Consider the following 22,309-nt stretch of genomic DNA (forward strand, 5'->3'; position numbering starts at 1 on the left):
ACCGGTTGGTGAAGACCTCTGCTCGAGACACGGCCCGGAGCTTGGGCACTGGAGGGAATTCAGACAGCTTCAGAAAAGCAAGGATGGTCCTGCGGCTGCGCGGGGTCATATGAAAACCGTCCTAAAATCGGAGGTATCCTGTAGATATGAGGATGCGCAGATCGGAATTCTGGATGATTTCCTAACCGTAAGGGAAAACGCATTCCTCCAAGGCATGACATTAATAGAGCGGAACTATTGTCAACCGTGACAATTTGACAAGTCGGTTCACCGGGAAAGGCAAGATGCATGGCTCAAAGCAATGCAAGTGTGAATGTTCGCGGAACGGTCCTCCGCAGTGGAACCGACCTGAAGACTATCGTTAAGTCTGGCTCAGTTATTAGGAGCCAGGAGGGAAGCAAGTACCTTGTCTCGATCTGGCGAAACCCAGGGTGTGACGATTCGATTACGCTGCGCCCACTGGTGGGGAGGAAATCCGGAGAACCGGGATTGGAACCCGCGCAAATGGCTATGTGGGTGTGCAATCTCTTTCCCGCTACGTTGCTTTACATGCCCAATGATGATGTCCCACGGACCAATGAGCCTCAGTACTATCTTTCGGACGGGACACCGCAGTTTGACGAGCTCGCGAGAAAGGATGAGGTATACAAGAACAGCTTTAATCCGCTTCCGAGCAGGGATTTGAAAAAGGGGACGGTAGTCGAACTGTCAATCGGCCGTTATGCCGTGCTCCCGGATGGTTTTTCCCAGGACAAGCATGCCCTGCCCTATGCGTTGAAGATGCGCCTTATAGGCAAGAATCGCCGGATTGCGAAGACACAGGGCCTTAAGTGTTGCTGGTGGTATGGAGGAGTAGTCCGCGTCGTTTGGGAACCCAACGAGGATATCCGCGAAGAAGAGATACCGGTGTTGTTCACACGTGACGGATTGCCCGTCAGGGCGGCAGTTGAAAATGAATTTTTGAAGCAGGATCATGGTGCACCAGCACTGGTCGGAGGTGCGCTGTAAACGTTTTCCTGCCTCAATGGAAGCGATATTGGCTGTCCCTCCAACATAGCGAGGAATGTCAGGTCAATTGAGATGCCCCATATAGATCCTGTCTGACTGGAAGCGGAACTTCCATGTGTCGACGTGCACGTACTTTTCGCAGCGGGCCTAATGAGGAATTTTTGCGACGTGGACGGTCCCAAGCAGCCGGTTGGCGCTGGCTGCGGAATGGGACTGCAGACCGGGGTAATCCGGCTCTTCGTGGTTCATGGTGAAACGGTTTGGTGTCCTTGACCGCAAGGGGTCCGCAGCCCTGCTGTGATGGATGTTCTCTACGCATTCGTCACTGACAGGAACTACGAGCCTTGACCGAGCTTACTGCGGTGCGCCCTGACGCGGGCACCGTGATTTTTAACCTGCCCGACTACCGGGGCCTGGACGCAGAGATCCTGGCCTTCGGCCAGCGGCGGATCCATGTCGAGTCCACCGCCGAGGCAGGCTGTCCGTCCTGCGGGGTGATCGGCGCCAGGCGGCACTCGCGCCGCCGGCAGCGGATCCGCGACATCCTGGTGGCCGGTCCGGTGGAGGTCCTCTGGTCTAAGTACAGGTATTTCTGCGACGAAGCCCTGTGCGCCCGGAAGACGTTCGTAGAATCGACCCCGCAGGTTCCGCGCCGGGCCCGGTCCACCCGCCGGCTCCGGGACGCGCTGGTCTCGGCCGTGATCAATTCCGGCCGGGCAGCTGCCGAGGCCGCCGCGGCCCACGGGGTCTCCTGGTGGCTGGTCCAGGATGCGCTCAACCAGGCGGCCACGCAGCTGCCGGATGTGGACAGGCTCCGGCCCCGGATGCTCGGTATCGACGAACACCGCTTCCGCTCGGTGCGCTTCTTCAAGGACCCGGAAACCAACCAGTGGAAGCGCTACGAGCCGTGGATGGCCACCATCGTGGATCTGGACACCGGGCAGGTCCTGGGCATCGTCGACGGCCGCGACAGCAAGGGCGTCGGTGCCTGGCTTTTCGCCCGACCCCTGACGTGGCGGCTCGGGGTCCAGGTCGTGGCAATCGACCCGTCGGCGGCCTTCCGCAAGGCCCTGCGTATGTGGCTGCCGCGCACCGCCGTGTCCGTGGACGCCTTCCACCTCGTGAAGCTGGCCAACGATGCCCTCACCGGGGTGCGGCAGCGCCTGAGCCAGGAAGTGCGGGGCCGGCGGCGCGGGCCGCGGACCCGGCCTGGGCCAATCGGCGCCTGCTGCTGCGCGCCGGCGACAGCCTCTCGGCGGCCGGGCTGGAGCGCCTCGCCGATGTCTTCCGCAAGGATGACCCCACCGGGAAGCTGCAGGCAGCCTGGGAGGTGAAGGAACAGCTGCGGCTGCTGCTGCGCACCGGATCCCTGACGGATGCCGCCGCGGCAAGGGAGCGCCTCCGTACGTTCGTCGAACGGGCCTCGATGCCCGAGACCAACAGGCTCTGGCGCACTGTGAACAAATGGTGGAAGGAGATCGAGGTCCTCATCGTCACCGGAGCCACCACCGCCAAGGTCGAGGCGAACAACACCGCCATCAAGCACATCAAAAGAACAGGCCGTGGCTTCGTCAACGGCTGGAACTACCGCGCCCGGGTTATGCTCAGGAGCGCAGCCCGAACAACGGTCTGCTGAACATGCATCGCGGCAGGGAATTCACCACGAAACGCGAAGAGCCGGTAACCGTTTTTCCGTTGCCAAGAAAACTTCAGAGTGCAAATTCTCAAGCGACAGGTCCTTCCCTTATTTTGGGCGTCTGGTAATTCATCGAGGGGCGGGTCTTTAAACCGGCCAAGACCGGAAACTGCCTGATAGCGCAGCTGAGCTTCCGGAAGCAGCACTTCGCATAATACGAAGACGCAGACTACGACCTGAAGCAGGCGAGTACCCGGCACGGCCTTGGCGGAGGCAAAGGTCCATGCACTGCTTCTTCTCCACCCGGACATACGCCCCTCCGATCCGGCGTCGGGCTGTGAAGAACGCGATCCCTCACGCAGCTGCGGGGGCTTGCGGTGGACCGGATCATGTTGAAAACAGTCCGGCGCACCAGTCACTGCCAGGCGCGGAGGCATGGTCGTCTATCTGGCCGAGTTCACCACCAACGTCAGGACGAGCGCGTGAACGACCCGGAAGAGGCCGCAGTAATCAACGGTGAGGCGGAAGAACAGTTCGATGGGAGCAGGCTGGTTCAGGATGGCAGCGTGGGTGGCCACTCGACCACAGGGTATGTCTGCGCCTGCGCGGGGTCGTGGGTTTCGATCACCTGGGGAGTGACTTTGATCCAGGGCTGGCCAGTCGAGTATTCGTCGAGCACCACCTATGGTGCGAGCTCATGATCGAACGAGCTCACCCGGCTGCTGTTCCTGGCCACCCAGTTGTCCGCTCGATCCGGGGAGATGAGTAATGGGGACGTGCCCATCTACATTCTGGCCGGGCTGGACCAGGTGTTGGACTATGCAGGACTTGCCAGGAGACCGGCAGGGCTCGGAAGCAGGGCTGAATGGGCGGGACCGAACACTCTGGTCCTGCCCGTACCGGCGGCCGTACCCTCGAAGTGTGGACACCTGCAGCGGGAGGACGCCATGGTTCAAGACAGACAGACCACTGTCGTTTACCGGCTCTACGACAGCGAGCACAAGCTGATTTACATCGGCATGTCTGGAGATCCCTACGCAAGGTTTGACGCCCATAGGCGTGAGTACCCCCTCATGTGGCGGATGGTCGAAGAGTTCGAGTGGGACGAGTATGAGACGCGGCAGGAGGCGGCCTACGCCGAGAAGGTGGCCATCCTTCTGGAAATGCCCCCGTACAATCGCAGGAAACCCAAAATCCTCCGATACACCTCCGGCGGCCCGAAATACCGGGTTTACACAGAGGAGGAGAGGCGGTTTGCCGTCACGTCCGAGAACAGCCCTCTCTACCGAACGCTGCGCCGCCTGGCCGACGAAAAGTTCGATGAAATGCCCAACAAGAGTCGTGCCCGTCAAAAGGAAACCGGGGAATCGGGCGCCGCATGGATTCGGTTCTTTGCCACCGAGGCGGCGAAGATCAGCTCCCTCTCCGTGAACGACTTCAAGAATCTGGTCTACCGGGGCGACGCCATGTGATCTGGCGCGGGTGGACTACTGCTAGTTCCCCGCTATGTGCTCTTCCATTCAGTGCGGGGCTTGGATGATGCGCGGCGATACGTAAATAGATCTCGCGCGACGATCTTCGACTGATCATGCCACGGTGCGGGCCTTCCTGTAGTGGAAGTCGGAAGGGCCATTCCCGTGTCCAGGCCCTGCAAACGCTGGGGTTCGGACAGGTAAAGGCTCGCAGATCGCGCCGGTGCCCGTGCTTTGGTCCTACTGTCGGAACTGAGGCCTGTCTCCAACTTGCTGGCAGTCGCCGCCTCAGCGTTCGGAGTGCCGCCCGCAGGACCGTCAGTGGTAACGCAGTGCTTGGCGCCACGATCCTCGGGTTCACCGCGAAACTGGTGACGATACCTGCCCTTGGCCAGCATCTTCCGCCGCGAATTGCACACTGACTTGCGCGTCATGTTCCTGGTGTCCAAGGAAGGCTATGTCGACCTCGAGCACCAGACGGGCTGCCCGCGACTGCCTTGAAGCCCTGTTCAGATTGGTCTTGGAAGTCGGCCGGTTAGGACTTTTGGCGCCGGCCCGCCCTTTCGGCAAAGGCATCCAAGGCCTGCAGCATCTCGGGTGCGCGCACCCGTAAGGATCTTGATCCCATTCTTATGTTTGCCCCGACAGCCCAGCCGCCGGCATCGCCGTTGACGACCTCGCACTACAGCGACAGTTGCTCCCTGTGAGTATTCCAAGATGCCTAACCACATCAAATCAGTCGGAGCTGCATAACGCGATGCGCAAAGCCAAGATCCAAGCTGGGCCGCTTGCCAGTAGGCTGGCCTCTCCCCCCGACGCCGTGCATCAAATCAGAGAGATCACCGACACGGAAATCGGAAAGGACGCCAGAAACGCCCGATCCTTGAACGCAGACGGCCCCTGGCAGCCGCTAGTGGCCGTCTGCGTTCGGCATCCGTTTCAGGAACCGACGGGACGTCCCTTGGGTACGGCTCCGGGGTCCGCGTCGAACCGTTCGCCGTCGTTGTACTTCTCTTCCAGCTCGGCGCACATCTTGTCCACAGCAGCACAAACGAACTCCGACATCGTCAGATACTTCGTCAGGTGCCGAGTGGCGTTGTAGGTGGAGCGCATCCTGTTCCCCGAATCGATCGGCTGGTGGAAGCTCGTCTTCTTCGACTTCGGTGGCGCCGGCAGCTCCTGGAGAGTCGGCTGGAGCGGGATGGACGGTACCGGCGCCGGGGCGGCCGCAGGCGACACATTGCCCTGCAGCGGCACGGCCTGGACCTGCGGCTGCGGTGCCTGAGCATGCGGCTCAATCGGGCCTTGGACGGACGGCTGCTGGGCCGGGGCGGCCGCGGGAGAAGCGGCGTAGGCCTGGAGCGGCGCCGGGAGGGACTGCACGTATTCCTGGGCCGGTGGCTGTGGTGCCTCCTGTGGTGCACTCATGGTTGGCAGGGGCGCCGGAGCTGGGGCCGACTCCCCCACCTGCACGGGCTGTGTCTCGAGCACATGGACAGGAGCCGCATCGGCGGCCGGCGGCTCCGTCGCCGTTCGGGTGTCGGGGGCAGTCTCTGGCTGATGTTCCTCTGCAGCTGGCGGCTCGTACTCCTTGGCCCCGATCATCTCAGCGACCACGCCGGATCCGGCCGCCTTCTTCAGTCCGCCGCGTTTGAACTTGGCCAGCGGGTTGTCACTGCCGCCGCGGGCAACGGGCGGCGGTGTCGGGCTCACAGCTGGACTCCGTTCCAGATCGTGCGGGCAAGCTTCTCCAGGTCATCACGCAACGGGTTGGCCGCGGAGCCATAGCTGCGCAACGGTGCGGCGGCTGCCTGCGCCTTAGAGAACAACTCCCGGTCCGACAGCACAGGATCCAGCACCAGGTCTCCCCACTTTTCGTGGACCTGTTCGATCCAGTGGGTTTGGTCGCTGCGGCCCTTGCGGACCTTGTTGATGACCACCCCGACGGGGACCAGGTCCTCGTTCAGGTTCTCCTGGACTTCGCCGATGGTCGTGGCGATTTCGTTAAGGCCCTCCACGGAGGACACGCGGGGTTCGGTCACCAGCAGCGCATGTGTGGCAGCGGTCAGGGCGTTCACTGTCAGCAGACCCAGCGACGGAGGGCAGTCGATCAGGACGATGTCGAATTCATCGACCATGCCCCTCAGTGCGGTGCGCAGGCGCCGTTCCCGGGCAATCATTGAATCGCGTTCGCGGGTGGCCAGGTTCCGCTCGGCAGCAATCAGGTGCAGGGCCGGGTAGGACTCGTCGCGGGTCATCCGCGGCTGCCAGGCGTCGCCGGCAAGCATGACCGCGTCAGCGGCCACGCCGGGCATGATCTTCTGGTTTTGGTCCGGGTCACCTGCCAGGACGTCGTTCAGGGTGAACTCCGGCTGCTCGACTCCCAGGGCGGAGGTGACGTTGTACTGCGGATCCGCGTCGATCACCAGGACGCGCAGCTCGAGCACCTGGGAAAACATTTCGGCCAGCCCTGTCACGAGGGTGGTCTTGCCTACCCCGCCCTTTTGGTTGCAGATGGCGACGATTTTTGCCGGCATGGTTTCAGTACCTTCCATAGCCAATTCTGGTTTAAGGGTGCGGAAGGCCCGCCTCTGCCGAGAGAGCGTCGGGCCGGCACCGACTGCCCTTAACCCTAGTGGCGCTCCGCGCACGCTGCAGGCAGGCACGCCCGCGACACGCCCCTTTTCTTCCAATGGTGTAAATGGTTCCATTGCGGGCGTTGCCACCGTTGGAGGCGTTGCCAGCAGGTGTATACAGGCACCACGGGTGGCTTCGCCCCGTCCCGCGCTTTGCTTGGCATCCGATCGGGCACTAATAGTTCTGTTTACTCCATTGCTTCCAAACCGTGCTTTGCGCCCGTCGGAAGAAACGGAACCATTTCCGAGAGCCGGGACGCAGCCTGTGTGGAAGTAAAGCTGGTAATGGAACCGTTAGGGGCAATAACACCATTGCTGCCATAGGGTCCAAAGATTCATGCGCTGGCAACCGAGGCTGTAGTTCAATCACAGCTCAGGTCTGAGAACTTTAGGAGACATCACCAGCAATGGAGGCAATGCTTCCTTTGCCTCCTGCCTGGCCGACGTAGCGCCCGGATGCCTTCGCAGAACGGGCTTTGGAACCGGCAGCACCTTCGGGCACAGCACCTACATCGGAATCAATGGTTCCGTTTCTTCTACCTCGGGGCCGGACGGTCGCCAGCCCCCGCCCCTCGGCGGCACCGCCGCACCGTAGGAAGCAAAGGAGTAAATGCTTCCATTAAGCGCAGGCCCGCGGCAGCAGCCGAAGGCGCCACCCGGAGGCAATGGAACCATTGGTAGCAACAAAATCAATGGAGGCGAAAACTCCAATGCAGGCGTTAGTAGAGGCGGCGTCGAGGACCTTGCCTGGATACTGCTGTCCGGATCTATTGGTGGCAACGCCTCTCTTGGATTTATTGCTTCCATTTCCACCAATGAAGGCAATGCCGCCAAGGGCGGCACCGGAAGCCACGGATGCCGCGGATGGCGGAGGATCAAAAGCCAGCAATAGAACCATTTCCTCCGGCAGTGCCGCTCCTGCACGACCTCCTGGGCCAGTCTCTGATCCCTTATACAAAGGGCGGCGCACCCGCAGCCCCCATGCCGCCGTACCCCGGTCCTAGCACACAGTGGAATCAATGGAACCGTTTCTGCCATTGGAGCCAACGGATCCCCAGCATCTGCCACTTCAACTGTCGGTCTGATACGGGCGAGGGGGCATCGGATGCTTTGGTGGAAATGCTTCCAAAGGTTCTATTGCGGCCACGGCCACCGAGATGAGGCGCCCGATTCCATTGCCTCCATTAGTGCCATTAAGTTTAAAGGAACCATTTCTACCAATATCTCCCGTAGTCTCACGGAGCGGATGAAGCCATACCGAACGCAGGAGCATGACAGAGGTAGCCGCGGCTGTCACAACCGCAGGGTCCATCCTGCCGTCCGGGATCAGGCTGCCTACGTGCCGGTGGAAGCGGACAGGCCGGTGGGGAAGCAGCGGGCAGAAACCGTCGGGCGGGCTGGTGCGGACCTGCACCACTGTCTGCTGCCCCGGTATCGTCATCCTATTGCAGTGCTGCAGTCAGGTCTGGCTGGAAGGTCAGGACCCTTGGTGCCGGGATTCCGGTGATGTACCTGGCACGAGGAGGACGCCCAGCGGCCTGACAGTCGGAGCTGCCGGCCGCCTGCGCCCTGCGGATGCGGGTAATCTTGCGGACGCTTTCCACGGTCGCGGCCCGTTTTGACACGGTCCAGGGCCCTCCCGCCCATCCGGTCCTGCCGGGCCGCCACTCCGCGTGCTCTCCGGACCAGCCGCAGCCCTTGCCCCGGAGACCTGGCGGCGCGCCGGGACTTCCAGTTGACGATCTCCTTCGGCGGAGGGTGGGTGGGTAGGGGAGTGCCTGATTGATGCCGGCAGCAGTCCCGTCCCGTCATGGCGCCGTCGCCCTCCGGTCCGTGTGGCGTGGAACCGGATGTTGTTGCACCCATCCTGGGTTGCCTGGGCAGCAGCTGCACGGATCAGGCAACCCGGTCGGGCCTGCCATGCTGTCTGATCCGGCTCGAACCGTTCCAGTACTCGTGCAGGCGCCGCATCGACTCGCCAGGCCTGTAGGGTGCAGCCGACTGCCGAAGCGGACCTCCACAGAGGGGAGTGAGCCGGCCGGATCCGGACCAGGACCCGCGTGGAGCTGCTGTCGCTGCCGACCGCCCGGCTCGGCGACTTACTGCACGGCGCCTGCGTAGCGGGTGGGATAGAGGTTCGCCTCGGGGTCCGCGGAAGACGAGACCGGCCGTCCAGCCGACACGGGCAAGGCAGAGTGAAGCAGCCGCGGCAGGGCGTGCTCCCGTCGATGATAGCTCCCAGCATGTCCGGCCGATCCTGTGGCTGGCCTAAATGAAGCGGAACTCCCTCATAGGCTTCCCGCGGTTGGGGTCGGCGGCATCCTTGCTGCTGCCGGCGCGAAGCAGGCGGCAACGGCCCGGAAACGGTAGCGGCGCGCTGCCGGACGCACGCGTTTAAGCGGTCCCGCGCCGCTGCGCGCGGTGGCAATCGAAAGTATCGCGTCTGTTGTGGCTCTGGATTTGATGTCGCTGGGGGCGGACGATGGAGGTGCTTGCTGCGGTGACGCCGTTCCGTCCCTGGTGCTGTTCTTCAGCCCGTGTTTAAGCGTGGCGCGGAGGGTCCGCAGGAGCCGTGGATTGTTGCCTGTGAGCACGAGTACTAGAGTCCTGATGTTTCCGCCTTCTGCGCAGCAAGCACCTATCGGGCAATCAGGAGCGAGCAAGCGGGAGGCTGTCATGGACCTGGTCCATGAGCGGGCTGCGGGGATCGATATCTCCAAGAAGGACGCCAAGGCCGCGGTCCGGGTCCCGGGCAAACGGGCCGGGACGTTCACGACCCGGGTCACGACGTGGGGCGCGACCACGAACGAGATCCTGTCGCTGCGGGACATGCTCGTGGCCGGGAAGGTCACTACCGTGGTGATGGAGGCGACCAGCGATTACTGGAAGCCGTTCTACTACCTGTTCGAGGACGTGCTGCCGGTGATGCTGGTCAATGCCAGGGCTGCACGGAACATTCCGGGCCGCAAGACCGACGTCTCGGACGCGGCCTGGCTCGCGCAGCTGGGCGCCCACGGGCTGCTGCGGGCCTGTTTCGTCCCACCGGCACCCGTCCGGGAGCTGCGGGATTTGACCCGGGCCCGCACGGTTGCCGTCCAGGACCGCACCTAAGGAGGTCCAGCGGCCGGGAAGTTCCTCGAGTCCACCGGCATCAAGCTCTCCGCCTCGGTCTCGGACCTGATGGGCGCTTCCTCCTTAGGCGATGCTCAACGCGCTGATCGACGGGGAGCGGGACCCGGCCAGACTCGCGGAACTGGCCAGGGGAACCATGCGCCGGCGCATCCCGGAACCCGCCGAGGCGCTCACCGGCAGGTTCAGCGAACACCACGCCTTCATCGCCCGGATGCACCTGGAACGGATCGATTCGATCACCGGCTGGGTCGACCGCCTCACCGAACAGATCGAGGAGGCGATGGAACCCTTTCGCACCGCGCGGGACTTCCTGATCACCATCCGGGCGTCTCCACGACGGTAGCGGACGTGATCGTCACCGAGACCGGCGCGGACATGTCCCGGTTCGAAACCCCTGGCCGGCTCGCCTCCTGGGCCGGTGTCAGCCCGGGGTCCAACGAATCCGCCGGCCGGGTGAAGTCCTCCCATACCCGCCCGGGCAACAGCCACCTCAGGGGCGCCCTGGGCACCGCGGCCATGTCCATCGCCCGCCACCCCGGGGACAGCTACCCCGGCGCCCGATACAAACGGCTCCTCGCCCGCCGGGGCAAACCCAGGTCCCATCGTCGCCACCGAACACACCATCCTCGAAGCCGTCTGGCGCATGCTTGCCGAGGGCGTTTGCTATGCAGACCCCGGCGCCGGCTTCACCCGCACAGACCCCGACAAGGCTCGGAACAATGCCGTCCAGCGTCTCCGCGACCTTGGATACAACGTCATCCTGACCCCGGTCGCCTCAGCCTGACCTACTACCCCACTTTCGTACTAGGGCATGACGAAATCGACGCGCCGGGCATCTCCCCTTGATGCACCCACACTCATGTGTAGAGTTAGGGGACAGCAAAGGGACCCTCCATGGGGGGTCGGCTATGGAGCAGCACCCGGCCGGGAGCTGCTTGGAGGCTCTTCACCTGGTAGCCGGGAAGCAGTAGGTGTGGAGCTGGAAACTTCATCGGAAGGCCCGCCTCATGCGGGCCTTCCCGTGTTTAGGAGGCCTTTGGGCCGATAGGCGGCTCCTCCTGCGTCCGGTCCTGGTTTTCGCTCCGCAGCTTCTCAATCAGGGTCGCGGCCACGTACTCGCTGACGGTCAGGCCGCCGACCGCCGCGGCGGCGACTAGCAGGTCGTGATCCGATACTGGCACACGGGTTCCGACCAAGCGGCGTTCGCCTTTGCTCCGTTGGCCGCCTCCGCGGTTTCCTGTTGCAGTCATAGGGTCTGCTGTCCTTCTAATCCCGTGCGGGTGCCTGGGCTTGCCCGGGATCGGGTGCGGCAGGCGCTCCGACTCCACTGCGGTTTAGCGGAGCGGTCAGCTGGTTACAGCCGGGTGGCTTGGGTTCAGCCTCCACCGGTTGCCGCCAGCGAAGGCTGTAACTTTTTCCAACTGATCCCGAACCTACCACCGGCTCCACCCGGGTCGCGGGAAGCTGTAACAGGCATTTTCGCCCGTAGTCGTGCGGTAATCCGGCAGCAGGCAAGGGCGGGCGTTCGTCGACGTACATACGGCTTTGCGGCGAACCGATGGTTCCGATGACAGAAATGGAACCAATTCCGCCGCACCGCTGTTCGGCCTCCGGAGCAATGGCATCGAGCCCGAAAACAGACAGGGTGGCAATAGAATCAATGGAACCATTTCCTCCCGCGGCCGCACTGGATGGCCCGCTCGCAACGTGTACCGGCAGCACGGAATGCCCATGCCGGAGGAACGCCGTTGAAAATCATTATGTTTACGGCGTGTCGCGGTGCGGACTCCTCATCCAGCCAGACCGAATGACATGTCGGACAGTGTCCACTCGTCGGGGGGCCCCTCGAAGACCTCCCATGGATAGTCATCGTCGGGGGAGGGGAGGATCGGGCTGACCACGACGTGCCGGGCCAGCCATTCGTGCCAGGCGGCCCGCTCGGCCCGGTACCGGGCGAGCTGGTCTGCGACAGCTTCCAGGACACCGAGGAGTTCGGCCACGGCCGGCAGGCTGGTTGTGGCTACCACCGACCAGTTGTCGTCACGCTCGACCAGGTTCCAGGCCGCCATCGTCTCCAGGGCCTGGGTCACCGCTGGCCGGGACAGGCCGGTGATCCGCACCAGCTCGCTAGCCGACAACGGGGCGGGAGAGTGCTCGAGCGCCTCGTACACAAACGCCGCCGGCAAACCCAGCTCACGAAACACGGGCCGCATGGCGTGGAGTTTGCCCCGCCGCCATGCGGCCGCTTCGCTTTGCTCCCGCAGCTGTTCGGGGATCTGCAGTTGGTAGAGGTCTCCCCTGGTTCCGCGCCCGGCCTCGACCAGCACCAGCAGGGGATCGACTTCGGCCCGCAGTGCCCGCAGATGCGAGCTTACCGTGGTGTGGTCCAGCCCCGTGGCCACCGCCAGGGAGCGGACGCCGAATTCCACAAACCGGCTCGACGACTTGTGGGCTGCCTCCCCCAGCGACCTAAGCACCATCTTCCTCGCGAGGCCGGCCCTAGTGTCACCGTACCGCCTTTCGGCCAGGTTAAGAGCGTTGCGCCAGGTCCGGATAAACCGGTGCTCGTTCCCGTCCGGATCGCAGTTTTGAGAAGCCTGCCTGCCCCGCGCCTGTGAAGGTGGCTGGCTTGTGGGGTATTTGTTTACAGCTTCCTTTCCCGGCGTTTTCCCCGCGTGTTGTCGGAGATGAAGGACTGCCTTGTTCCAGTCCCGGCGCAGCGCGGCCATGCGGTGCCGCGCCGGATATCGGGCGTAGAAGGAGGCGAGTCCCGGCCAGAGCCCCTGCTTCATCCGGCGGTCCACCTCCAGCAGCGACAGCCCGGCCGCGGCTGCGCCGGTGATCACGCCCTGGCGGGCTTCGGAGTCGGAGGCATACCGTCCGGCCTCGTACATTCCGGAAACCGCGAGGCGCTGCATGGCCCGGGACATCCTTCCGTTGCTGCCCGCCTCCGCCGGATCCGGAGTGGCAAGTAGCTCGGGGCGGTATTCCTGCTCGAGCCGGAAGGCGCGGACGGCGGCGATCTCGTCGGCCAGGTCGGCGGTCATGGCGGTCCATACCGTGTGGCTGTTGGGTCGGCGGGCGACGTCGTAGGCCAGAGACAGGCTCATGGCCAACTGCTGGTGACCGCCGCGCTTGTGCGGGCTGCCCGGGGTGCGGATGCAACCGTGGAGCAGGTTCTGGTGCGGGGTTTTGTCCAGGCTCCGGTGCCGGTTGCCCAGGGCCTCGACGAGATCGCGCGCTTCGGTGAAGGTGACGCGGCGCTCCAGCGGAACGTAGACGTGGCGGCCACCGCTGGGCGACTGGTCCTCAATCCAGCGGGCGCCGCAACGGTGCAGCCAGGACTGGACCGCGCGCACGTCGGCTTCCACCCAGTCGTGCCCGGCCAGGGATGAGTCGAAATCCAGGCAGATGGTGGCGCAGGTGCCGTCCTTGCCAAAGATGCGCACGGCGGCGGGAACCGACGGCAGGGCAGCGGTCAGGTCGCGTTCGTGCTTCTGCGGGTAGGACCGTCCGCCGTCGCGGGAAAGCCGGACGCGGGGCTGGCCGGCAAGCAACGGAGCCAGAGCCGCCCACATGGCTGCGGGGTTTTCCGGGTTCGACTCGCCGTTGACCTGCGTGTCTGGCTGTAAATGGGCAGGCTGTTGTACGATGAGTGCATTCCTTTCAAGGAACACGAAAGAGGGCTATCCCTCCGAAGGGTTTCGAAGAGAGGGGGTCCAATCGCTGAGAAGCGACTGGTAAAGGGCTTCTACCTGGAGAGCCGGCAAGCAATGTCAGGTGGAAGTATCATGCTTCGAAGGCCCGCCTCAGTGCGGGCCTTCTGCGTTGTCAGGCGATGCGGCCGATAGGCAGCTCCTCCTGACCGTTGAGGCGTTCGTGGTGACCGGGTGCCCAGTGCCGGTAGCCAATGTCCAGGAGCTCTTCGACGAGCTTGTTCATCGTGATGCCCTCAGCCTTTGCTGCCTCTTCCAGGACTTCGGCCCGTGACGTTGCCGTCCGGAACCCAATGAATTTGCGGTCGCCCATAGCTGGCCGGCCGCGCCGGCGCTGTTCTGTAGCAGCCATATCACTCACTGTCCTTCGAATTTTGCGGAGCTGAAGTGCAGCACCGCGGTGGTCATACCTGGGTCGAACGGATCCCGGACCGGCCGGATGGCCGACGGGTGCCGGATGCGGAATCCGCTCCCGGTCATAAGTGGAATCTAGCACCGCGACCCCCGCCACACCGAATATTAGAAACTGTTAATTTAAATCGTGTCGCGGTCATACCAGTGCCCCCTGTCGGGACGCCCCGGCTAATGGGCAGTCCTCCAGCGATTCGTCGACGACCTCCAACCAGGGAGCCGTCCCCTGCCCACTCTAGGATGATGTCGCTGCTGGCGACTCGAACCGGCGGTATCCGTCAGTTTGCGGAGGCCGACGAACCTGCCGTCGTCTTTGGGCGGGGGTGACCGCCTTCGCGGTTACGGTTGGCCGGGTTGGTGCTGGTCTCACCATTTTCCAGTGGCGAGGTAACATCAATGTCCTCGCTGACGATGGTGCCGGCGGCATCCTTGAACCTGGTCTTGGTCTCAATACCACCGCTGCAGCCGCCCGCATCCCTTAGGCACACCGACCAAGTCCCGACGTCGGGCAGGGTTCTAGAGCTTCACCTCGGTCTGCTCTTAGCATTCCGGCCACGTCCTGCGTCACAGCGCACCCCCTGCCAGCGCAGACGGGCCGTCGCCATCGAAGTACTCTAACTCTGCCTCGCTGTACAGGGCGAACGTGAAAGAGGCCACCACAGTGAAGCGCGAGGCGCTCCTGCTTGCGCTGTAGCCCACGCATGACTGTGACTTGACGCAGGCGCGGCGGTACCCGGCCTTTTCGAGCGCCGCCAGCGCCCAGTCCGCCACGAGCTGTGGCGCTTCGGTGCCAAAAGCCTCACGCAGCACCCCGTCGTGTTCATTCGTCTCGATCGACAGCACCATATAGATCCCGTCCATACCCTTGTCGTAAAGTTCGCGCACTTTTCGTTTGATCACAGCGCACCTCCTGCCAGTGCAGACGCCGAGACTTCGGCCTCGATGGCGATCCGTTCCAAGACGGGTGCAGCCAGCATCGACAAACGCTCGCGCTCGGCGCTGAGTCCGTCCCTGATCGATGCCAGCCTGTCCTCAATAAACCTCATTCGTCGCACCAGGATGTCGGCTTCCTTCTGCCACCCCGATAGCTGCGTTTCCAGGAGCCACTCGTAATGGCCGCGTATCGCGAGCAGTTCATTAGCCTCGCGTCTCTCCTTCCTTCGCCAGACTTTTATGCGACGCTGCTGCTCGGCGAAATGCAGCACGGCCGCTGGTCCCCCTAACTCATGTTGGACCCGCCTGAAGCGTTCCGGGTCGCTAGCCCACAGTCCTTCGATGTCTGCGCTCACAGTGCCCTCCTCTTCTTGTCTTCGATCTCCTGCCAACGGGCTTTCACGTCCGCGGCCCGGTAGGTGGTCACCGTAACGGTGGACTTGACCGACGGCTCTCGGTAAGGACGATCGGGCGCTTCGCCGCTGTTACGACGCCAGGCAGTGCCCGGTACTAGTCGTCCCATCCCGGTGTCAGGGAGAATCTGTTCACATGCCGGTCCTTGACCAGCCAGAGGGCCAGCATCCGGATGGACATCCCGCATGGTGCGGATCCATGACCGCAGACCGGCACGTTCTTGACGGTTGTTGAGATGGCGGCGCACAGCTTGTCCGTCTTGTACCAAGATTGTCGGGTGGGCGGTTGCTGGGAAGACCGGCGCCGGTGGTGAAATGGGACGCGTCAACACGTCTCGCTTGGAGAGAGCGGTGTCCGGCTCTTTCGGCAGCCACAGTGCGGCTTTGAGGAAAGCAAGGAACTGGCCGACCTGCTGCCGGAGGAGTGCAGCATTGACAGTGATGAAGACGGGGGACTGGAACGACACGTTAGACCTACTTACGACGCGAATGAACAAATGATTGCTCGGGAGTGCTCACCGCTGTTTGCCAGCGTCGCCTTGGTCTAGGCCATCTCGGTTTCCCTGCTTGTATTCTAGCGACGGAACGCACTTGCTTTTCAGCCTGTGCCTCCACAGTCGGCTTGGGTCTTCAGGGAGCACACCCTCGGTAGGCGCCTCGGTCCACCGGTGCCGCAGCCGGTTCGCCGTGTGTAGCCTTGAGACGAGGCGGAGATGGATTGTCAAAGTCTCCGCTTCCCTCAAGGACGGATGCCGGGTTATCGACCGATCGTCGGCATCAGAGTGTCTTGGGCGGCACCGTCATGGGTAATAGGGCCCAGCGTCAACCCGGACTCTTTGATCAGCGACTCGAGTTCCACGGCGGTAGACTCCGCCACGGTGAGATCACGCAGCCAGCCCATGACCTTCCACTCGCTCCGCCATAGCCCCTGAGATCGGCTTTCGGGCCTGTGTTGCGCCAGCGCGCCCCGCCGCCGGGTGCCCGCCGCAGGCGCCGCACAACAGTCCGATCCCCATCAGCGCTGACACCTGTCCGCTCGCAAGGAGGAGGACGGCAGGTGGAAGCAAGACCCAGTAACTGCCCACGCACGCCTACCAAATTTATACAAGGGCGGCAGTGACGGCCTCTGACCCACCATATAGCCGCTTATAGCGGGCCTGCTTAAATGTCTGAAACCCGCAGAGGGTCGTGACTTCAGATCAGTAGGTTTGCGGCCCCTCTCAGGTCGCTTCCTGTGCAGCTCAGTCTGGCTCGGGCTCAGACGGCCTTGGTTTTGCCCCGGGGGTTCCTGAACGCGCACCAGAACTTGGCCGGCAACTGTCAAACATGCTTTCTATGCCGATCCGGAACTCACTTGACGGTTCGTTCCACAAATGCGAGTCCCCGTTCCCATCATGAAGCCGTGAACGTTGAGCAGCACGAATCGAGGAGCTGGTGTTCGGTCTCTACGGCCGCGACGACCTGTGCGGCTTCAAATTCCATGAGGCCTGGCACCCGGAGGACGACGTCTACGTCGGCATCGTGACCGAATACCCGGCCCTGCCCTGGGTCGTGTCAGCCGGATGGACGCCCTGTGCGGGCTGGACCGCCTAATGGACCGGGAACTCGACAAACAGCAGGTTACGACCGGCCGATCCTTCCGCCCGGCACACCCGTGGCGAGGGAGAGCAGGCGGGCGGCTCCGCACACATGCCCGTCCGCCGGTGCAGCACGCGTGAGTGTGAGCGCTGCGTCGGGCGGGGAGGGGAGCGGCGAACTGATCCGCATCCAGCACAACCGGAGGCCGCCCGCTGCTGGCAACCTGTCCTCCTACGACAAGCCGGATTGGTGCCTGACCGAGAGGACCCGCCCTTGAACCGGTGATTGTGATGGTGAACGTCTGTCCAGCACGCCGATATAGTCGACGGCTTCCCGCCCTCGTTCCCGTGGACCGGTAAGAGATCCGCTTCTGAAAGGACCCGATGGACTGCTGCCGATTCCTCACTGCGCCACTGGCTCAGGTTGGAGGCAACTTATCTGCGGCCGGGAGCCCCGCCAGTTATCCGCCGGGACGACCTTGACTGACAGAATTCATGACCAAAGTGAAGGGGCGCTGCCTGTGCGTGGATTTCGTGGCGCTAACAAGCCGATGCTCTGGCCAGTATCGAATGTCTCTGGTGGGTCGGGGAACACCTGCGCCGGTAACCGCCATAGGTCGTAGCATCATGATGGTTCCAGCAAGCCAACCTCATATGAACATGAACGCTCTGATGGCTTCCAGTGGTCTCTTTCAACGACCTCCTCAAGAACAACGGTCCCTTTAAGAAACGCACCTACCACGGCCGTGCACGAGGTCTGACAGGTTCTGGCCTTAAGCACATGTACTGCCCGGGGACAGGACCTATTGAGCGGTCATAGTGTGCTGCAGGGTGTATGTGTCTGGCCGACCGGAACTGCGTAGTTCCCGCCCGTCCCGCCGATTGCACCTCATGCGTCGTCCTGCAGGCGGTCTCCCCCGCGCCGGGGAGGCACCCCGGCTGTTCCCCAATTCGGGTGGGCCTCAAGCAGGACCGCAGGCTCCCGCCGATGTTGGCCCAATGGATGCTGAGGATGTCACCGGCCCTGTTATCCGTCGCATCCTTCTCGCTTCAATATCCCGGACCGGTACCGCCGGTAAGGGAAGTTACCGGCGGTAGACTCGGCCGGGGCCTTCCTTGAGGAAAAATGCCCGGAACCGCCTGTTGGAGACGAAACGGAGACCTGTGACCGAGATCCTGATCCCCGCCGCGATCACCGAAGCGTCTCCCGGCCCGATGACCGATGCTCTCACTGCCGAGGATGCCGGGCGGGTGAAGCGCACCCTGGAGGGTTCCGTCTCCGCGTCAACGCGGAAGGCCTACGCCTCGGACTGGCGCTCCTTCACCGCCTGGTGCCAGGCGAAGGGGTACACACCCCTGCCGGCGGCCCCGGAGACCGTCATCGCCTACCTGTCCGAGGCCGCCGCCGCGGTCCGCCCCGACGGCACCCACGCCTACGCTGCGGCGACGCTGACCCGGCGGGCGGCGGCGGTCAACGCCCGCCACACGGGCGCCGGGCAGCTGCCTCCCGGGGCGGACGGGCAGGTGGCCCGGGCCCTGCGGGCGATCCGCCGCGAACGCAGCACGGTCCAGCGGCGGGTGGATCCGCTGCTGACCGATGATGTGAAGCTCCTCCTGCGCGCCATTACCGAGAGCACCTGGCCGGGGGCGGTGGCCGCTACCCGGGATGCGGCCGTGCTGCTGGCCGGCTTCGCCGGCGCGTTCCGCCGCTCCGAGCTGTCCGCCCTGAACATCGCCGATGTGATTCCGTCCCGGCACGACGGGGTGTATCTGCGGGTGCGCCGGTCCAAGACCGACCAGGAAGGGACCGGCCTGGTCAAGGCCCTGCCCTTCGGCCACGACCCGCTGACCTGCGCCCCGTGCGCGCTCTACCGGTGGCTGGACCTGCTGGCGGCCGTGGACGGGGAGGGCGGGAGGCCGGCCCTGATGCGCGCCGTCCGCCAGGCCGGCCCTGCGGATACCCATGTGTGCCGCCGGGAGCGGGCCCGCCTTCACGCCGAGCTGCCGCTGTTCAGGTCCCTGGCCGGGGGAGGGGCAATCAAACCGGCCCGCATGTCCGGGCACGCGGTCAACGAGATGCTCAAGCGCCGCGCGGCCGCCGCCGGGCTGGACCCGTCCCGGTACGGCGGGCACTCCCTGCGCGCCGGCTTCGTCACCCAGGCCTTCCGTGCCGGGGCCGACTCCCGCGCCATCCGCCGCCAGACCGGCCACAGGAGCGATGCCATCCTGGCCGTCTACGACCGCGAGTACGCGCCCCTGGTCGGCAACGCCGTCACCGGCCTCGGCCTCTGACGGTGGGCATGTCCGTGTCCCCGTTGTGGGTGCTGTTCCAGGACTGGTGCACCGCCGCCGGGCTGCCGGCCCTGCCCACGAATGCGGAGGTGATCGCCGAATTCTTCCGGGAGGTCCCGGCCGCCCCGGCGACCCGGGTCAAGCGCCTGCAGGTCATCCGCCGCATCCACCGGGACGCCGGGGCTAGCCTGGCGCTGCCGGCGTCCGTCCCGGGGCTGTGGCGGGAAGGCGAGGGCTGGCTGGATCTGGCCGGGACCCTGGCCCGCTGTCCGGTGCGGGGCTGGACGGCGGGGCTGGCCGGCCGCCGCGACGGGTACCTGGCGGTGCTGGCCGGGGCCTGCCGCTTCACCCGGGAGCAGGCCCGCACCGTGGCCGCGGCCGACATCAATCAGGACCGGGAAGCCAACTGGAGTATCCGCGGCATCCCCCTGGCCCGCACCCCGGAGCCGGAGGCCTGCCCGGCCTGCGCCGTCGCCCGCTGGCTGGACGTCCTGATCCTGTGGGAGGACCGGGGCAGGGCCTCGGTGCGCTCCTGGCTGGCCGGCTGCCGCCCGGACGGGGAACACGCCTGCCTGGAACCGTCCGGACACCTCGGCCTGGATCCAGGGACAGTGCTGCTGCCGGCCATCGACCAACACGGGTGGCTGGCCGACTGGGAACCGGTCACCGCCCGCACCGTCTCGGCCATCCTGGCCTACCGGCAGGACGCCTCCCGGCCACCGGCCCCCGAAGCCCCCGACCGGCCGGAACGCGAGGGGCAGGTGCGCGAGGACTACCAGCGGGCCTCGCTGGAGGAGCTGGCCGGAATCCTGGATGAGCTGGATGCGAAGGCCGCCGAGGCGCTGCGGGACTCTGAGGCGGTCATCGAGGAGACCCTGGCCATGCTGGAGCGGATAGGCGGCCGGTGACCGGCCCGGCGGGCATGGTTCTGCCGCGGGTGGTCCCCGGCAGGGCACGGAGCCGCCCCGGCCGACGGAGGTTTCCTGCCGGCCTGACGCTGACGTGTTCCCCGGCAGCAGGGCCGCCCGGTGCCGGGGAACGCCGGGTGTCGGAGCCGGAGGAACGGGTCCGGCCGCCGGTAGCGAAGTGCCGGGGTACGTCGGCGGCGCGGATGCGGATGCCGGGGGAGACCATCACCGTGCCCGGATACCTCCTCCGCGGCCGCCTCCTGAGCAGGGTGGTGGCGATCGGCAGGACGGCGCCCGCGAGGATGATGACTGCTGCAATCCCCTGGGACATCGGCTGCTCCTTGCATCAGGTCGTCTGCCAAAGTACATCCGTATGGGGAGGGGTCGGTCCGGCAGACACACGGCCGGGCGGAGCCGGCTCCGCTGCGGCTGCCCGGGCATCCCCGGGGCTGTCGACGCCCCGGACCTGGCACGGGGAGGAAGCCCAAGGCCATTCGCGGCCGCCGCTTCCGGCAGGACAGCGGCGGTGCCGGCTTCCGGCCCGGGCGCTCAGGTGCCATCGGTCACCTTGGCCACGCGCCAGCCCTCGGTGCGGGGGTCCCGGCACAGCTCCAGGGTCCGCAGCGGGGACGCCGCGGCGGCGCGCACCGGCAGACGCCAGAACTCGGTCTCGACCAGGCTGGCCCGGCCCCGTCCTCCGGGCAGGCCGGCCTTCCACCAGGGCCAGCGGCCAAACCAGTGCCGGACCTCGCCGGCCACCGGCCAGACCCGGTCCCGCCAGCGCACCGCCAGCGGCTCGCCCCGGGCACCGAAGCGGATCTCGGCCAGCGGATTCCCTGCGCGCGGCAGTGCTGCTGCTCCCGGTGCCTTCGAATCACGATGCTTCCGCGCCGCCTGGAGCACCTTGTTCAACTTAGAGGTTCCGCCGATAGGTCAGGGCCGGCGGGTGGGACGGGTGTCCCGGCGGTGGGTGGTCCAGGCCTCGCGGATCAGCCTCCGGGGCACGATGACGGCGTTGGCCAGCTCGATCATGGCGTTGATCACGGCGGTGCGCCGTTCGGTGCAGACGACGAGCTTTTTGAAGCCGCGGTTGTGCCAGGAGTTCGTGCGTTCGACAACCCAGCGTTTACCGGCCTGGATCGGCGCGGGCTTGCCCTTGACCGCGACCTGTACCTGGCAGCCAAGCTCGGCGAGCATTTCCCGGGTGGCGTTGGAGTCATAGCCGGCGTCCAGGTGCACCATGATCTGTCCGGGCAGACGGAACCCGAACCGGCAGAGCTTCTCCAGGGTTGGGCGCAGCAGCGGGGAATCATGCCGGTTCGCCGCCGCGGCCACGGTGCCGAGCGGGATGTCCCTGCCATCGACCAGGACGGAGCGCTTGGTGCCTTGCTTTCCGCGGTCCACCGGGGAGCGTCCAGCAGCCTCGCCGCCGCAGGGGACCTTGACGATGCACCCGTCCACAACCAGGTCCTCGAGCTGGAGGCCCACGATCCGGTCGTAGGCCTCCAGGCAGATCTGCTCCAGTTCCTCGAAGACTCCCGGGGCGATTCACTCCACTCGTCCCGGCGTCTGCGGAGCGTGGTGGCCGAGCAGCCGGCCTCGGCGATCTTCTCGTAGGCGGCGCCAAGCGCCAGAACCTGGACGAGCTTATCGAACACGATCCAGTCCAGGACCCTTGGCCGGTGGCACCCAGCAGGTGGTGGTCCGGAGCGGGCGGGATCAAGGCCTCGAATTGGGCCCGGAGGGACTGCATGACAGATGATGGGAGGGCAGGCACGAAATTCCTGAGCTAAACGCGTTTCTAGACAATCCGTGTTTAACAGGGTTTGTGCCTGCCCTGTCAGTTAATGACGTGCTCCTGCCGATTAATGACGTACCCGCCCACCACCTATCGGTGGAACCTCTAACCCCGATTTCTGAGATGGCGTGCAATCTCAGCTTCGATCTCGCGGCTGGACGATTCGCCATACTGCATTGCGAGCGACGCGGCAGCTTTGGAAACGTCGGCCTGTGCCACGTTCGCAGCCATGCCAGCGGCGAAGATCAGACCTTTGACTACTTCAACAATCTTAACTTCTGGCACTCCAGCCATGACGGCCCCCAAGGTAGATAGACAGTTCGTCAGAAAATCTACTCGAACTGTCAGGGCGTGTCTATCAAAGGTTGGTCTGAGAT

General features: G+C 64.7%; 15 protein-coding genes and 3 pseudogenes. 7 read left to right on the plus strand and 11 right to left on the minus strand.

The features are described from left to right. Positions 1 to 549 precede the first annotated feature (549 nt). Both HGG74_RS15540 and HGG74_RS15545 read left to right on the plus strand, forming a co-directional pair. Positions 550 to 1,008, plus strand: a complete 459-nt coding sequence (locus HGG74_RS15540; RefSeq protein WP_168487805.1) for a hypothetical protein — start codon at positions 550 to 552, stop codon at positions 1,006 to 1,008. A gap of 344 nt (positions 1,009 to 1,352) precedes the next feature. Continuing rightward, positions 1,353 to 2,644 (plus strand): annotated as a pseudogene (locus tag HGG74_RS15545) (ISL3 family transposase). Positions 2,645 to 3,087: 443 nt separating this feature from the next. Here HGG74_RS15545 and HGG74_RS21980 read toward each other — a convergent pair. Next, on the minus strand, positions 3,088 to 3,222 hold the full coding sequence (locus HGG74_RS21980) for a hypothetical protein (protein ID WP_281356148.1): 135 nt from the start codon (positions 3,220 to 3,222) through the stop codon (positions 3,088 to 3,090). Between the two features lie 198 nt (positions 3,223 to 3,420). On the opposite strand from HGG74_RS21980, the gene HGG74_RS15555 reads away from it, so the two are divergent. Continuing rightward, the gene (locus HGG74_RS15555) at positions 3,421 to 4,116 is read left to right on the plus strand and encodes a GIY-YIG nuclease family protein (RefSeq protein ID WP_168487808.1); all 696 of its coding nucleotides are present in this window, start codon (positions 3,421 to 3,423) and stop codon (positions 4,114 to 4,116) included. A 939-nt stretch (positions 4,117 to 5,055) separates the two neighbouring features. Here HGG74_RS15555 and HGG74_RS22160 read toward each other — a convergent pair. Beyond that, complete coding sequence (locus tag HGG74_RS22160; protein WP_168487810.1) at positions 5,056 to 5,829, minus strand: ParB family protein; 774 nt, start codon at positions 5,827 to 5,829, stop codon at positions 5,056 to 5,058. Beyond that, positions 5,826 to 6,653 (minus strand): ParA family protein, encoded by an 828-nt coding sequence (locus HGG74_RS15565; protein WP_168487812.1) that lies wholly within the window; start codon positions 6,651 to 6,653, stop codon positions 5,826 to 5,828. Before HGG74_RS15565 ends, HGG74_RS22160 begins: the two co-directional genes overlap by 4 nt. 2,775 nt (positions 6,654 to 9,428) lie before the next feature. On the opposite strand from HGG74_RS15565, the pseudogene HGG74_RS15570 reads away from it, so the two are divergent. Further along, positions 9,429 to 10,668: pseudogene (locus HGG74_RS15570) on the plus strand (IS110 family RNA-guided transposase). A gap of 241 nt (positions 10,669 to 10,909) precedes the next feature. Here the strand turns inward: HGG74_RS15570 and HGG74_RS15575 are convergent. The 6 genes from HGG74_RS15575 to HGG74_RS15600 all read right to left on the minus strand — a co-directional run bounded on the left by HGG74_RS15575 (position 10,910) and on the right by HGG74_RS15600 (position 15,824). Next, the gene (locus HGG74_RS15575) at positions 10,910 to 11,065 is read right to left on the minus strand and encodes a hypothetical protein (RefSeq protein WP_168487814.1); all 156 of its coding nucleotides are present in this window, start codon (positions 11,063 to 11,065) and stop codon (positions 10,910 to 10,912) included. 609 nt (positions 11,066 to 11,674) lie between these two features. Further along, positions 11,675 to 13,462, minus strand: a complete 1,788-nt coding sequence (locus HGG74_RS15580; protein ID WP_168487815.1) for a MarR family transcriptional regulator — start codon at positions 13,460 to 13,462, stop codon at positions 11,675 to 11,677. 253 nt (positions 13,463 to 13,715) lie between these two features. After that, complete coding sequence (locus tag HGG74_RS15585; protein ID WP_168487817.1) at positions 13,716 to 13,952, minus strand: hypothetical protein; 237 nt, start codon at positions 13,950 to 13,952, stop codon at positions 13,716 to 13,718. 623 nt (positions 13,953 to 14,575) lie between these two features. After that, positions 14,576 to 14,911, minus strand: a complete 336-nt coding sequence (locus tag HGG74_RS15590) for a hypothetical protein (protein WP_168487819.1) — start codon at positions 14,909 to 14,911, stop codon at positions 14,576 to 14,578. Further along, a complete protein-coding gene (locus HGG74_RS15595; protein WP_168487820.1) occupies positions 14,908 to 15,300 on the minus strand; it encodes a hypothetical protein in 393 nt (130 codons plus the stop codon). The genes HGG74_RS15590 and HGG74_RS15595 overlap by 4 nt, the downstream gene beginning before the upstream one ends. Then, the gene (locus tag HGG74_RS15600; protein ID WP_168487822.1) at positions 15,297 to 15,824 is read right to left on the minus strand and encodes a hypothetical protein; all 528 of its coding nucleotides are present in this window, start codon (positions 15,822 to 15,824) and stop codon (positions 15,297 to 15,299) included. The genes HGG74_RS15595 and HGG74_RS15600 overlap by 4 nt, the downstream gene beginning before the upstream one ends. A 967-nt stretch (positions 15,825 to 16,791) precedes the next feature. On the opposite strand from HGG74_RS15600, the gene HGG74_RS15605 reads away from it, so the two are divergent. The 3 genes from HGG74_RS15605 to HGG74_RS15615 all read left to right on the plus strand — a co-directional run bounded on the left by HGG74_RS15605 (position 16,792) and on the right by HGG74_RS15615 (position 20,134). Then, positions 16,792 to 16,950: a hypothetical protein gene (locus tag HGG74_RS15605; RefSeq protein WP_168487824.1), complete on the plus strand. Its 159-nt coding sequence runs from the start codon at positions 16,792 to 16,794 to the stop codon at positions 16,948 to 16,950. A gap of 1,148 nt (positions 16,951 to 18,098) precedes the next feature. Next, entirely contained in the window at positions 18,099 to 19,226 is a 1,128-nt protein-coding gene (locus HGG74_RS15610; RefSeq protein WP_205762022.1) for a site-specific integrase, read from the plus strand. An 8-nt stretch (positions 19,227 to 19,234) separates the two neighbouring features. Beyond that, complete coding sequence (locus HGG74_RS15615; RefSeq protein WP_168487826.1) at positions 19,235 to 20,134, plus strand: hypothetical protein; 900 nt, start codon at positions 19,235 to 19,237, stop codon at positions 20,132 to 20,134. A gap of 549 nt (positions 20,135 to 20,683) precedes the next feature. On the opposite strand, the gene HGG74_RS15620 is transcribed toward HGG74_RS15615, so the two are convergent. Both HGG74_RS15620 and HGG74_RS15625 read right to left on the minus strand, forming a co-directional pair. After that, positions 20,684 to 21,046 (minus strand): hypothetical protein, encoded by a 363-nt coding sequence (locus tag HGG74_RS15620; protein WP_246262938.1) that lies wholly within the window; start codon positions 21,044 to 21,046, stop codon positions 20,684 to 20,686. A gap of 21 nt (positions 21,047 to 21,067) precedes the next feature. Next, positions 21,068 to 21,911 (minus strand): annotated as a pseudogene (locus HGG74_RS15625) (IS5 family transposase). Between the last annotated feature and the right edge of the window lie 398 nt (positions 21,912 to 22,309).

It is taken from the genome of Arthrobacter mobilis (assembly GCF_012395835.1).
In the GTDB taxonomy this organism is placed as follows: domain Bacteria; phylum Actinomycetota; class Actinomycetes; order Actinomycetales; family Micrococcaceae; genus Crystallibacter; species Crystallibacter mobilis.

Coding starts and splice junctions, on each gene's coding strand:
- HGG74_RS15580 (WP_168487815.1), bottom strand. CDS start 13,462: ATGTGGGCGGCTCTGGCTCCGTTGCTTGCCGGCCAGCCCCGCGTCCGG.
- HGG74_RS15585 (WP_168487817.1), bottom strand. CDS start 13,952: ATGGCTGCTACAGAACAGCGCCGGCGCGGCCGGCCAGCTATGGGCGAC.
- HGG74_RS15615 (WP_168487826.1), top strand. CDS start 19,235: ATGTCCGTGTCCCCGTTGTGGGTGCTGTTCCAGGACTGGTGCACCGCC.
- HGG74_RS15565 (WP_168487812.1), bottom strand. CDS start 6,653: ATGCCGGCAAAAATCGTCGCCATCTGCAACCAAAAGGGCGGGGTAGGC.
- HGG74_RS15540 (WP_168487805.1), top strand. CDS start 550: ATGCCCAATGATGATGTCCCACGGACCAATGAGCCTCAGTACTATCTT.